Origin of the sequence: Nocardia vulneris (assembly GCF_001613425.1) — a bacterium.
Classification (GTDB): domain Bacteria; phylum Actinomycetota; class Actinomycetes; order Mycobacteriales; family Mycobacteriaceae; genus Nocardia; species Nocardia vulneris.
Map to the genome: position 1 here is coordinate 253,653 of NZ_BDCI01000007.1, position 13,473 is coordinate 267,125.

At 67.7% G+C, this 13,473-nt stretch carries 11 protein-coding genes; 8 read left to right on the top strand and 3 right to left on the bottom strand.

What is annotated here, in order from left to right:
• The first annotated feature begins 411 nt into the window (after positions 1-411).
• The 6 genes from NVU01S_RS10460 to NVU01S_RS10485 all read left to right on the top strand — a co-directional run bounded on the left by NVU01S_RS10460 (position 412) and on the right by NVU01S_RS10485 (position 8,743).
• A complete protein-coding gene (locus NVU01S_RS10460; RefSeq protein ID WP_043664192.1) occupies positions 412-1,950 on the top strand; it encodes an FAD-dependent monooxygenase in 1,539 nt (512 codons plus the stop codon).
• Positions 1,951-2,307: 357 nt separating this feature from the next.
• The gene (locus NVU01S_RS10465) at positions 2,308-3,996 is read left to right on the top strand and encodes a cutinase family protein (protein WP_043664197.1); all 1,689 of its coding nucleotides are present in this window, start codon (positions 2,308-2,310) and stop codon (positions 3,994-3,996) included.
• A 311-nt stretch (positions 3,997-4,307) separates the two neighbouring features.
• On the top strand, positions 4,308-5,261 hold the full coding sequence (locus NVU01S_RS10470; RefSeq protein WP_052280170.1) for a DMT family transporter: 954 nt from the start codon (positions 4,308-4,310) through the stop codon (positions 5,259-5,261).
• Positions 5,262-5,272: 11 nt separating this feature from the next.
• Positions 5,273-5,914 carry a class I SAM-dependent DNA methyltransferase gene (locus NVU01S_RS10475; RefSeq protein WP_052280171.1) on the top strand — a complete coding sequence of 214 codons (642 nt, stop codon included), beginning with the start codon at positions 5,273-5,275 and terminating at the stop codon, positions 5,912-5,914.
• A 129-nt stretch (positions 5,915-6,043) separates the two neighbouring features.
• Entirely contained in the window at positions 6,044-7,399 is a 1,356-nt protein-coding gene (locus NVU01S_RS10480) for a WS/DGAT/MGAT family O-acyltransferase (protein ID WP_043664203.1), read from the top strand.
• Positions 7,400-7,624: 225 nt separating this feature from the next.
• Complete coding sequence (locus tag NVU01S_RS10485; RefSeq protein WP_043664206.1) at positions 7,625-8,743, top strand: NAD(P)H-dependent flavin oxidoreductase; 1,119 nt, start codon at positions 7,625-7,627, stop codon at positions 8,741-8,743.
• On the opposite strand, the gene NVU01S_RS10490 is transcribed toward NVU01S_RS10485, so the two are convergent.
• Complete coding sequence (locus NVU01S_RS10490; protein WP_043664209.1) at positions 8,744-9,715, bottom strand: DUF5996 family protein; 972 nt, start codon at positions 9,713-9,715, stop codon at positions 8,744-8,746. It abuts the gene before it with no gap.
• A gap of 207 nt (positions 9,716-9,922) precedes the next feature.
• Between NVU01S_RS10490 and NVU01S_RS10495 the strand changes: the two genes are divergently transcribed.
• A complete protein-coding gene (locus tag NVU01S_RS10495) occupies positions 9,923-10,519 on the top strand; it encodes an SRPBCC family protein (protein WP_043664213.1) in 597 nt (198 codons plus the stop codon).
• Positions 10,520-10,538: 19 nt separating this feature from the next.
• A complete protein-coding gene (locus NVU01S_RS43305) occupies positions 10,539-10,712 on the top strand; it encodes a hypothetical protein (protein WP_156161411.1) in 174 nt (57 codons plus the stop codon).
• Between the two features lie 535 nt (positions 10,713-11,247).
• On the opposite strand, the gene NVU01S_RS10500 is transcribed toward NVU01S_RS43305, so the two are convergent.
• Together NVU01S_RS10500 and NVU01S_RS10505 are read right to left on the bottom strand one after the other, a co-directional pair.
• Positions 11,248-12,585 (bottom strand): ABC1 kinase family protein, encoded by a 1,338-nt coding sequence (locus NVU01S_RS10500; RefSeq protein WP_043664357.1) that lies wholly within the window; start codon positions 12,583-12,585, stop codon positions 11,248-11,250.
• A gap of 78 nt (positions 12,586-12,663) precedes the next feature.
• Positions 12,664-13,440, bottom strand: a complete 777-nt coding sequence (locus NVU01S_RS10505; RefSeq protein WP_043664217.1) for a GntR family transcriptional regulator — start codon at positions 13,438-13,440, stop codon at positions 12,664-12,666.
• Between the last annotated feature and the right edge of the window lie 33 nt (positions 13,441-13,473).

The following is a 13,473-nucleotide window of genomic DNA, read 5'->3' on the forward strand; positions in this document are numbered from 1 at the left end:
GGCAGCAAAAGCCGACCGCCCAGTTTTCTTATCTCGACTAAACATGCACTCGGACAACGTTGTTCGCGGTCAGGTGATGACCCGACCATACTTATTGTCTGTGACTGGAGCGTATCGCGTTTGTAACTCCGTAAACCCGGCAAATTTCGCCTGAAGCGCGAGCAACCGGCGACGCCCCCGCGGGAGCGCATCCGCTGCAGATCGGATGCCGTCGGCCGTGCGAATCTACACCACCGCCGCGGGCGGCCGCAGCCGAGTTCGGCACCGGGCGGACCCCGCGGCGAAAGCCGGTCCGACCGGCCCGTCACTACCCGCTCGAGCTGGTGAAACCTCGGTGCAACCGGCGTGAGACGGCACTGCGGCACAGTGGTCTGTGGCGGAGCCGCCGGACGAGTCGGGAGGAGCGCGGAGATGCTCGAGGTCGAGGTGTTGATTGTCGGCGGCGGACCGGTCGGGCTGACGGCCCGTGCTCTGCTGGAACGCTGGGGAGTGCGCACGCTGGTGGTCGAGAAGCGCCGCGAACTCTCCCCGTTTCCCAGGTCGCGGTTGATCAACGCCCGAACGATGGAGATCTTTCGCGGGCTCGGCATCGCGGAGACGATCACCGCCCGGGCCTTCCCGCCGGAGTACGGTCGCATCCGTTTCCGGGATCGGTTGCTGGACAAGGACTTCGCCTCGGCGGCGATGGTCGGGGTGGACGCGCCGATCGCGGCGAGTCCGGTAATCGGCGTGGTCAGTTCGCAGGATCGATTGGAGCCGACGTTGCTCGCGGCGGCGAGCACCCCGGTGCGCTTCGAGGTCGAGGCCGCCGATCTGACCGAAGTCGCCGACGGCGTCGTGGCGTCGCTGATCGATCGGAACAGCGGGGCCACGACCGAGGTCCGCGCCCGCTATGCCCTCGGCGCCGACGGCGCCAATTCCACTGTCCGGCAGGGTCTTGCCATCGGCACCACGGGCCCGGGGGTGCTGAGCCGCGCCACCTCGGTGGTCTTCGAGGCGGACCTGCCGCGCTGGCGGGCCGAGCAGCCCGCGGGGGTCTACTTCACCATGCAGGGATCGTTCGCGCCGCTCTACCCCGAGGGCGGCTGGCTGTGGTTCGTGCCGACGCCCGACAACGTGGCCGACGCCGACTGGCCCGCGCTGCTCGCGCACGCGCTCGGTCCGCAGGTGCCGGCCGAGGTGCTCCGGGTGCAGCACTGGGAGATGAATGCCCATGTGGCCGAACGCTTCCGCGCCGGACGGATACTGCTCGCCGGGGACGCCGCGCACGCGTTGCCCATCGTCGGCGGCCTCGGCATGAACACCGGCGTCGCCGACGTGCACAACCTCTGCTGGAAACTGGCGGGGGTGCTGCGCGGGTGGGCGGACCCGAAGCTGTTGGACACCTACGAGATCGAGCGGCTGCCGGTGGCCCATCGCACCCTGCGGCAGGCCGTCGAGAACACCCGGCTCATGCTCCAGGTACAGCACGGCCGCCGCGACCCGCGATCCGGCAGTTCCCCGGCGAGGATCGAACTGCCTTGGTCCGAACAGTATTTCGCGCAGATGGGGCTGGTACTCGGCGTCAGCTATCGCTCTGCCGCCGTGCACACCACCGGCAGCGCGGTGGCGGAATCCACCGATATGGGCACGGAGTACGTGCCCACCGCACTGCCGGGCCATCGCATGCCGCATCTGTGGCGCGAGGACGGCCGGTCCACGCTGGACCTGCTCGGCACCTGGTTCACGCTGCTCACCCCGGCGCCGGACGCATGGCAGCAACCAGCGCTGCCGTGGCCGCTGCGCATCGAAACCCTCGCCGGCGCGCACGCCGACCGCTGGGGGCTGGGGACCGATGGCGCGCTGCTCGTCCGGCCCGACGGGCATATCGGCGCCCGGTGGACGGCCCGGCCGGACGCGGAATCGGCACTCCGTGCGGTACTGGCCGCGATTACCTGCACGCCGAGTTGATGCGGTCCGCGAAATCCGGTCGGCCGAATTCGGCGGCATCAAGTGCAGCCGCACCTGAACTACCGCCGCATTTCGAGAAATGGTTCCGCACCGACCGGCGGGATACCTCATTTATAGGGGCATGGATCGAGCGCGAACGGCCGCAGCAGACATGCCCATTGGCTATAAGGCCAGCTAGATCCAGTTGAACCTGCTTGTTTGTCAAGGGGAATAGCGCCCTACGTGTCCGATTCCACACTGCCCGCAACCATTCCACCCAGTAACACTCGGCACCCCGGCCACGACGTCCTCGGTGACGCATGGCCCTCGGGGGGGCCTTGTCCGTCACCTTGCCGGTAATGGATTGGGGATAAGGACATGGCTTTTCGCGAGTTCTTCGCGCGACATCGGATCGCCTCGGCGGTCGCGGCGCCCGCGGTGCTGGGCGTGGCGGCGGCGGTGGCTGCCACGTTCGCACTGACGTCGTCACCACAGACCAGGGATACGCAGCTCACGACGTCGGTGACCGAGTGTCATGACATGGTGACGGTCTCGGTGGCCGGACGTAACGACACTCCGGTGGCGGGAACCACGAAGCTGCTCGTCGGCGCGGACGGCAAGGAACTGCCCGCCGCGATGGCCGGTGACCACAACAGCGAGTGGGTCGATCCGGTGGTCAACGCGCCGAACGGACAGGTGGAGCCCGGCTCGTACGCCGCGGTCTACATCGCCTACCCGGCGAACATGGCCACCTACGAGGACGCGGTCAACGCCGGTGCCGCGAACACCGAACAGGTGATGCGCGAGATCTCGAAGGCCTGCCCGGACACCAAGTTCTCGATCGTGGGCTACAGCGAGGGCGCCGATGTCGTGCGCCGCGTCGCCCAGAAGATCGGTCATCAGGAGGCGGGCCAGGACGGCGCGTACGGGATCGTCGATCCCGACGATGTCCTCGGCGTCGTGATCCTCGCCGATGCGGGACGCAGCGCGGGTGACGGACCTTTCCCCGGCTCGAAGGATCCGTTCGGCAACCCCGACGGCTTCGACCAGAAGTATCAGAACGGCAAGAATCCCGTACCGGGTAAGGGCGCGTTGCCCGGCACCAGCGGTGATTTCGGCAAACTGAACGGCAAGATCGCCTCGTTCTGCTCCGACGGCGACCTGACTTGCTCTGCGCCGGAGAACATTTCGCTGTTGCAGCTGGTGGTCAACGTGGGCAGGCAGATCAATGTCGACGCGCTCGAGCGCGACGGGCTGACCCCGGCCACCGGCCAGGATGTCGCCGTCGTGCTCGGCCGGATCGCGATGACCGCGTTCGCCGATATCGCCGCCAACCCGAACTGGATGAAGAGCGACGAGACCTTCCTCCAGGTGCTGTTGAAGGTGTCCGATCCCGCCTACAAGCCGGGTCAGCCGCCGGCCACGACCCCGGCGAAGGCCGATGCGATCGCGGCCGACGACATGTCGCCGCTGGCATATCTGCCGCAGAAGATCCTGAACGAGATCATCGGTCTCATCGTGACGAACCAGAACACCATTCCGGTGGTGATGAGCGATCCGTACAAGCTCACCCTCGGCCCGAACCACACCGGCCACCACTTCGACTACTGGAAGGACGCCGACCCCGCCAACGGCAAGCCGCTGACCTCCGCCGAATACGCGGCGGCGTGGATCACCCACCTGGCCAAGCAGGCGCAGGAGGGCAAGAAGATCGACAAGAACGCCAAGCCCGAGCAGGCGGACGTGGAAGCGGTGTACAAAGCGGCCGCGGCCACCAGCACCAGCAAAGCCGCCCCGACCAGCACGACCGCGGCACCGACCAGCACCGGCGCCGCGCCCACGGTCAGCACGACGCCGTCCACCGCCGCCCCGACCACCACGCCGGCACCGTCCACGACCACCACACCGCCGGCCACGACGACCACCTCGGCCCCGTCCGAGATCGCCGCGCCGATCGACACCACCAAGTCGGCCCCGTCGGCGACCAGCACCACGGAATCCGCCGCGCCCACCGCCACGAGCACCGTGGCTCCGGCCACCACGAGCACCGTGGCTCCGGCCAACTGAGTTCGGCTCGCACCAAGCGAACGGCGTCACCGACCTCCGGTGGCGCCGTTCGCCTTCGCCGGTACCGCTGTGCTGCAATGGAATCCACTATGACCCCGGCTGCGCCGATCGGGCAGGTACCACCGCATGCGGGTGGCCGAAAGACGCCGATGCCCCGATATTTCGGGGCAAGTGGCCTGGTCTGCGCATCGCGAAGTGGATCTGTCGGATGATCCGATCTCCTGTATAAGCTCGCGTTCGATCGAAAGCGAGTGCCGCATGCCAGTAATTCGAACCTGCCGGAACGTGCCGTGTCCACCGGGGGTCGGGCGATGACGCAGCGCGGGTGGGCACTGTTCCTCGCGATGGGCGTGATCTGGGGCGTGCCGTACGCGATGATCCGGATCGCGGTGGACGACTTCGATCCGGTGGTGGTGGCGTTCGGCCGCACCCTGATCGGCGCGCTGGTCCTGTTGCCGATCGCGTGGTACACCAAGGCCCTCGGCCCGGTGTTCGCACGATGGCGGCCGCTGCTGCTGTACACCGTGGTGGAGATCGTCGGACCGTGGCTGTTCATCGGCTTCGCCGAGACCACGCTGAACAGTTCGACCGTGGGTCTGTTGATCGCCGCGGTCCCGTTGATCGCGGTGGTGATCGTGACCAAGCTCGGCCACGACCGGTTCGACCGGCGCCGGGTCACCGGGCTGATGGTCGGATTCGCGGGCGTCGCGGCGCTGGTCGGTCTCGACATCGACCTGTCCAACCCGGCCGCCATCGGCGCGATCGCGCTGACCACCGTCGGTTATGCGCTCGGCCCGATCGTGATCAATCGATCGCTGGCCGATCTGCCCCCGCTCGGCGTGGTGACCGCCTCGCTGCTGATCGCCGCCGTGGTGTACGCACCGTTCGCGGTATTGCGCAGGCCGGCAAGCTATCCCGCCGATGCCACGCTCTCGGTGCTCGGCCTCGCGCTGGTGTGCACCGCCGCCGCGTTCCTGCTGTTCTTCGCGCTGATCTCGGAGGTCGGCCCGGCCCGCGCCACCGTGATCACCTACATCAACCCCGCGGTGGCCATCGTGCTCGGCGTGAGCGCGCTCGGCGAACCGCTGACCGCGGGCATGGCGATCGGCTTCCCGCTGGTGATCCTGGGTTCCATCCTCGGTACCGCGCGCAGCCGGGAAGTGCACGAGGACGCGCTGACCTGTTCGCCCGCCGCCCCCGAGGCGGCCGCGCAGTTGCCGGAGCGCCCGCCGGACCAGCAGCCGGACCTGTCGGTGCGCGGGTGAATGATGAGGCGGTGGTTGATCATCCGAACGCACCCGATGTAGCCGTCACCCGCGCGTCCTACGACGAGATGGCCGAGCTGTACACCGAATTCGCCAAGAACAGTCTCGCGGGCAAACCATGCGATCGCGCGATACTGGGCGCCTTCGCCGAGCTCGTGCGCGGCCCCGTCGCCGATATCGGTTGTGGGCCGGGGCGATTGACGACGCACCTGGCCGGACTCGGCGTCGACGTCCGCGGCATCGATCTGTCGCCGGAGATGATCCGCATCGCCCGCAGGCAATACCCGCAGCTGTCCTTCGAGGTGGGTTCGATGGAGCGGTTGGCGCTGGCCGACAGCTCGCTCGGCGGCATCCTCGCCTGGTATTCGCTCATCCACCTGCCGCCCGAACGCGTGCCGGGGGTGTTGAACGAGTTCTATCGGGTACTCGAACCAGAAGGACACGCGCTGTTGGCTTTCCAGGCGTTCGACGGAACCGATGCCGTGACAGCGTTCGACCACAAAGTGGCTCGCGCCTACCGCTGGTCGCCCGAGCGGATGGCCGAGTTGCTGCGCGACGCCGGGTTCGAGGTCCGCGCCCGGCTGATCCGGCAGCCGGATCCGGACGAACGCTTCCCGGAGGGTTGCCTGCTGGCGGTAAAGCTTCGTCAATAGCCGCGCAGGCATCGGCCGGACCAGGTATTTTGGTGATGTCGCGCAGGATTCATGGCTGCGCGTGGCCCACCCGACAATGTGGTCGATTCGATTGCAACCCACACCACTGTCGTCAGGGGGCGACCAACCATGGAACTCATCGCACCGGTCGATGCCGTCTTCTTGCTCGCCGAATCGCGGGAACACCCGATGCACGTCGGCTCGTTGCAGCTCTTCGAAGCGCCCGAGGACGCCGGACCCGATTTCGCCCGGCTCACCCACGAAAAGTTGTTGGCGGCCAAGGAGATCGACTCGACCTTCCGCAAACACCCGGCCACCCTGTTCGGCGCTCCGCAAATGGCCTGGAGCCGGGCCGCGGACGTGGAACTGGGATATCACCTGCGCAGACTCGCGCTACCGCGCCCGGGCCGGATCGACCAACTGGTCGAACTCGCGTCCGGGCTGCACAGCACGCTGCTCGACCGGCATCGCCCGCTGTGGGAGATCTACCTGATCGAGGGTCTCGCGGACGGCCGGTTCGCGGTGTACTCGAAGATGCACCACGCCTTGATCGATGGCGTCTCCGCGCAGCGCGTCCTACAGCGCACGCTGTCGAGCGACCCGGCCGACGCGCAGCCGCGGGTGCCGTGGAATCTGCCGCAGCGTCCGCGCGGGGCGGACACCGGCGAGCCCGGCGGGCTGCGCGGCGCCGCCCGAAATCTGTTGTCCGCCGCGGGATCCGGTGCCGCCATGCTGCGGGTGGCCCGTCAGGCCCTGGTGCAGCAACAGCTGACGTTGCCGTTCGAGGCACCACGCACGATGTTCAACGTGCCGATCGGCGGGGCCCGCCGCACCGCGGTCCGGTCGGTGCCGCTGGAACGGATCAAGCAGGTGAAGAAGGCGACCGGGTCGACCGTCAACGACGTGGTACTGACCATGTCGTCCGGCGCGCTGCGGTCCTATCTCGCCGAGCGAGATGCGTTGCCGGACAAGCCGTTGATCGCGATGGTGCCGATGTCGCTGCGCTCGGCCGAGGACACCGAGACCAACGGCGTGAAGGTCGGTGCGGTGCTGTGCAACCTCGCCACCGATATCGCCGACCCGCTGGAGCGGCTCCGCGTGGTGAGCGAATCCATGCGCAAGAGCAAAGACGTCTACAGTTCGCTGTCCAGCACGCAGACCATGGCACTGTCCGCACTGATGCTCAGCCCGCTCGCGCTGAGCCTGCTGCCCGGGCTCATCCCGCTGACCACGCCGGCGTTCAACATCGTGATCTCGAATGTGCCCGGTCAGCGGGAACCGATGTACTGGAACGGTGCGCGTCTGGACGCGACCTATCCGATGTCGATCCCGTTCGACGGCCAGGCCGTGAACCTCACCCTGACCACCACCGCGGACCACCTCGACTTCGGCGTGGTCGGCTGCCGCCGCACCGTGCCGGAACTCCCGCGCCTGCTCGACCACCTGGAGCACGCGCTGACCGAGTTGGAGGACGCCGCCGTCTGAAAGACCCATTCCGAGCAAAACTAGAACGTGTTACTGTCAACTGATGGTGCACCGACCCGTCGAGGAAGCCGCGGCCGTGTCATGGCGATATCTGCGGCTCGCGGCCGAATCGACGAGTCGGAGTCCGGCGACGGACCGGCACCCACTGCGGACAATCATGTAACTCGTTCTAGGACAGCTGTGCGTCGTTCGTCGCGACGCCGCGGCGAGGGAGACCAGCACGCCATGCGTACCGAAATCTGCGAGCGGCTCGGGATCGAATTCCCGATCTTCGCGTTCACCCACTGCCGCGACGTGGCGGCCGCGGTCAGCAATGCCGGCGGGCTCGGCGTGCTCGGTGCGGTCGGCTTCACCGCCGAGGAACTGGAGGTCGAGCTGGCCTGGCTGGACGAGCACGTGCACGGCGTGTACGGCGTCGACCTGGTCATCCCGAGCAAATACGAAGGCCAGGGCATCGACGGCCTCACCCCGGAGGAACTCGAGGCCAAGCTCGCGGAGCTGGTGCCGCACGGTCACCGCGATTTCGCCGAGAAGATCCTGGCCGACCACGGCGTCCCGCAACTGCCCGACGGCGAACAGCACAACCAGTTGCTCGGCTGGACAGCGACCACCGCCGCCCCGCAGGTGGCAGTGATCCTGCGGCATCCGAAGGCCAAGCTGGTCGCCAACGCCCTCGGCACGCCGCCGGACGACGTGATCAAGCAGGTGCAGGATTCGGGCAGGCTGATCGGGGCGCTCTGCGGCTCGGTCAAGCACGCGCTCAACCACAAGAACGCGGGCCTGGACTTCGTGGTCTGCCAGGGCACCGAGGGCGGCGGGCACTGCGGCGAGATCTCGTCACTGGTGTTGTGGCCGCAGGTGATCGATGCCGTCGGCGATCTGCCGGTGCTGGCCGCGGGCGGCATCGGCAACGGCCGCCAGGTCGCGGCGGCGCTGGCGATGGGCGCGCAGGGCGCGTGGACCGGATCGCTCTGGCTCACTGTCGAGGAGGCCAATGTGCCGCCCGCGCAGATGCAGACCTACATCGACGCCACCAGCCATGACACCGTGCGTTCCCGGTCGTGGACCGGCAAGCCGTGCCGCATGCTGCGCAACGACTGGACCGACGCCTGGGAACAGGCCGACACCCCCGATCCGCTGCCCATGCCGTTGCAGATGATGGTGGCGCTGGACGGCGTCAAGCGCGGGCACCGTTACCCGGAGGCGGCGAAGGACGTGAACTTCAATCCGGTCGGCCAGGTGGTCGGCATGATGCAGCGGGTCGAACGCTCCGCCGACGTGGTCGGCCGGCTGATCGAGGAGTACGTCGAGGCGTGCGATCGCCTCAGCAAACTCAACGGCTGATCACTCCGGCCATTCCGGCCAGCCCTTTTCGCGCAGCACCGGGTCGGTGATGCCGCCCCAGCAGGTGAGCTGGTCGGTGTCCCACCCGGCCAGCTCCGCCCCGTTCGCGTAGACGGACTGGAAGAACTCGAGCGCGGCGCCGACCGGATCGGCGGCCGCGCGGGCTTCGTCATAGGCGTAGTAGGCCGAGTGGCCGGCGCCGGAGGCGACCCAGCGGGCGCCGTTCGGGGTCAGCGGCCGCTCGGCCAGCCCGGCGGGTTCGGGCGCGGTGTAGCTGTAGAAGGTCGGCTCGGGCACCTTGTCGTCGCCGAACCAGAACCCGGAGCTGATCACCTCGCGCGAATACGCCTCGCGGGTCACCGCATCCACCGAGTCGGGCAGCTCGACATGGCGTGGCGAGAACCGCTGCACGGCGATGTCGAAGGTGTGCCAGAACAGCTGGACCGGGCTGATCTTGCCCGAATAGGTGGCGCTGAACTCCTCGAGCACCCGGCCCACCTGACTCTGCACCCGGAACGCGTGCCGCACCTTGTCCGGGTCGTAGTGACGGTGCTCGTCGTCGTCCTCGAACGGCCGTCGCGCGTCCGGCAGGTCGAACGGGTAGGGGTGCGCCGGTGTGACGTGCACGTCGAGGTCGCGCAGGCCGTTGCGCACCGCGCCATAAAAGGTGGCGACGGACTGGTCGACCAGGTCGATCTCGGCTTCGGCGCCCTGATCGGTGGCGATCCGCAGCACGTGATCGAAGAAGTCGAACGCGCAGGTGAACACCGGCCCGGAGCGCGCGGAGCCGAGCGGCACCGTGGTCCAGCCGCGCGCGGTGAGCCGATAGGTCATATGCCACCAGTGGTTGCGCCGAATGCCAGCGGCCAGCGCCACCTTGCCGACGACCTGGGCGAACCGGTGCAAGGTCTCTTTGGCCGGCCGCCAGGATTCCAGCGGGATCGCGGGCAGCGGCTCGAATGCGACGGTCATGAGAAAAACGGTACGCCGGTACGAGTACCGCGCCGGCGTCTTGACCACGACACGGGCAGACGGCCACGCCGCGTCTACATTCACGCCACGTCTACATTACTGTCTGAGACAGTGTACACTCTGCCCACGCGCTCACTGCCGAAGCGCGCAGGGGATTTGCGCCTGGCGGCCCGTCGTATTCGCCAGCACAGTACTGGGAGTGTCCGGATGACAAAGCTTTTCACCATCGTCGCCATCGTGCTCGTCGTCGGCGCACTGGCCGGGCTGGTGGCGCTCATCGTGTCCCGCCGGTGGACCAAGGCCCTACTCGCCGGTGGTGGTCACCCGATCAAGCCGGTGCCCGCAAAGGCGTTGCGCGGCTTCGTCGATGACAAGGCCGCCTTCGTCGTCACCGCGGCACACACCTTCGACGCACCACGCGACCGGGTGTGGGCGGCCCTGGACACCAACGGCTTGTTCTCCTGGTTGCCGCTGGTCAACGGCATGCGCTACCGCGACGACAACCGCGGCGTCGGCACCACGCGCGTGTTCGACGGGCTGCTGGTCGCGGGGGAGGAGCAGGTGATCGCCAGGGAGGAAGGCCATAGGCTCGCGTTGACCGCAACGAAGTCCTCGGTACCGTTTGTCATGAAGTCGATCACCGAGGAATACGAGCTTCACGGAAACGGTTCCGGTGACACGACTCTCACGTGGACGCTCGCGGTGCAGCCGCGCTTCGGCGCGCTGTTGCCGCTGCAACTCTTCGTGCCACTGGCCCGTCCGGTGGCGCGCTGGAGCCTGCGTGGGTTAAGCACTCGGATCTGATTTCTTCCGGAGGTTCGGCATGTACCCGTGCGCCAATCGTCGTTGTGCCGAGGCGGCACACCCCTCGATCGAATGCCCGAACCTGGTCCGCACGGACACGCCCTCCGGCCGAAACCTGTTGATCCTGGCGGTACTCGCGGCCTTGATCGTGGCGGCGCTGGTGCTCGCCGCGGTCACCGTCGGCAATCGCTGAGCGTTCCACCGACCGCCCGCGCGGCGGTTGCGGCGGTCCGCGGGCGCGGCTCAGCAGGCTGTCTGGGTTGGCACTATTTCGCGATTTCGCTCCCGCTGATCGCTACCTCGTCCGCGAGAACGCGACCGGCGGCTGCCGGTGACGCCGTACTCGATGACATACCGGCCGCATCGGATGCGCTCGGTGCCAACATCTCCCGCCCGCTGTCCACGCCCGCCGACGAGCGTGGATGTCTCCAGCTGCACCGATGCGATCCACCAGCAGTGTTGGCTGACGCACGAAAGATGTTCGATACCAACTATTCGAGCAACGCGCCTCGATCGCGGGCAGCTCCAGCCAACCGAAACATGGTGCAGTCAACGAAGATCGCAACCCCCGACCCAGCGGAACGTCCGCGCACAAATGGCGAATCTTCGCCTTGCTACGAATCACATCGGTCCACTGCCGCTGATTGTCCCAGACAATCATGCGCCGCACCGCTGGGGAACCCCGAACGGACACCGGAAAACTGGGTACCCCACCACCTCCGGACCGGTCAGGCCGCCGCACCGTCCGCCGCGAAACCGGGCAACCAGCGCGCGACCGACTCGAGGAACGGCCCCTCGGCATCGAGTTGCGCGCAGACCCCCACCACACCGGCGAACACCCGGCCCAGCATGGCCAGTTCGGGAATCTCGGTGGGCGCCTTCACCGCCCGGGTGTTGACCAGCGATACGTTCTTCCTGTCGAGGGCGCGGGCGGTATGCCCCTGCAAAAGTTCTCGACTGATGTGCACGCTGTCGCCATTGATCTGCGCGACGATCGGCGCGACCAGCCGTTCGATCGGGCCGAGCTCGAGTTCGTGCCCGGGGCGCACGAAACCGTGGTCCCGCATGACGCGTACCAGCTGGTCGTAGTCCTGCTGCACGGCGCAGCGGCCGAGCTCGCCGATCACCGCGGGGATGCCCGTGGGCAACGCGATGGACGCGCCGAAGTCGATGACGCCCAGGCGGCCGTCATCGAGCAGCTGGAAGTTGCCGGGATGGGGATCGCAGTGCAGATAACCGACGCGCACCGGCGCGGAAAGCGAGAACTCCACCAGCCGTGCGCCCGCGCGATCGCGCTGTGCCTTGCTGCCGTTCGCGATGATCGCGGACAGCGGGGTGGCCTGCAGCCATTCCGAGACGAGCACTTTCGGCGCGCTCGCGATCACCCGCGGCACCTGGAAGTGCGGATCGTCGGCGAATTCCCTGGCGAAGCGGCGCTGATGATCCGCCTCGATCCGGTAGTCGAGTTCGTCGGCCGTGCGGTCGATGAACTCGGCGATCAGCGCTTTGGTGTCCGCGCCCGGCATCATGAGACCGAAAGCGCCGGAGAACATCTGGAGCATTTTGAGGTCCGACAGCAGGGCGGTGTCGGCGCCGGGGTACTGAACCTTGACCGCGACGTCGCGGCCGTCCCGCCAGACCGCGCGGTGCACCTGCCCGATGCTGGCGGCCGCGACCGGCCGATCGTCGAAGCTGGTGAATCGCTCCCGCCAGCGGGTGCCGAGTTGCTCGGTGAGCATGCGGTGCACCGCGGCCGTCGGCATCGGCGGGGCTTGCGCCTGCAGCCGGGTGAGCGCCTCGCGGTAGCGATCGGCGAAACGAGGCGGGATGCTGGCCTCGGCCACGCTCAGCGCCTGACCGAGTTTCATCGCGCCGCCCTTGAGCTCGCCGAGCACGGCGAACACCTGGTCGGCGGCCTTGTCGATGAGCTCGTCGTCGAGTTCGCCGCGGGATGCGCCGGTCATCATCGCGCGACCGGTCGCGGTGACCCGGCGGGCCATGATGCTCATGGGCAGCTTGGCCAGTTTCGCCGACCGTGCCAACCCTGTACGCCTGCTACCTGCCATGGCTACCTCGCTTCGTTGCGTGATCTCCACCCTATTCTGTCTGAGACAGAGGGTCAATCACGCCGAAACGACGTTTGTTCAGGCGGTGGCCGCGTGATCCTCGCCGGCCTGACCGCCGGTCACACCGACGAGTTCGTCGAAGCGCAGCACCACCCGCTCGTGGTACATCCCGAACAGATCCTCGAACAACGCGACCTGCGCGTCGGACGGTCCGGACCCGGAATCCCACACCGCCGCGAGCGCCCGCCAGACCAGCACGTGCAGGTCCGGCGCGCCGGCGAAGAAGGCCTCGACCGCTTCGGGCACCTCGAGTACCATCTCGCCGATCGAGTTCAGGATCGCGCGCTGCATGGACAGCCCGAGCGCGGTGAGCAGCCTGCGCACCAGGGCGACCTCGATCGCGAGGATCTCGCGCAGGTCCGGCGCGTCCTGGCGGGCGAGCGTCTCGAGCTTGTCGATCTCGGCCTTCAGCAGCGCCGGATCGATCTCCTGGGCGCTACCGGTATAGGCCAGCAACGTCTCCATCACGATGCCGCGCTCGACCTCGACGATGTCGCGGAACATCTCACTCGCCACATCGGGCCTGGACACGGAAAAACGGAACAGCTGCCGGTACACCTCCACGCCGCCCGCCTCGCGGACGTCACGGATGGTGAAACCCTTGCCACGGCGCGCCTCGACGAAGCCGTTCGACTCCAGCCGCCCCAGCGTCAGTTGCGCGGTGGCCCGGTTCATGTCGAATTCCTCGGCCACCTGCCGCACCGACGGCATCAGGTCCCCCGGCTGATACTCCCCCGCGGCAACCCGGCGTGCCAACTCATCGGCAACGTCCGCGACTACCGTCTGGGCTCCCATCGAAGTCACCTTTCGACTACGTTCGAATACGTC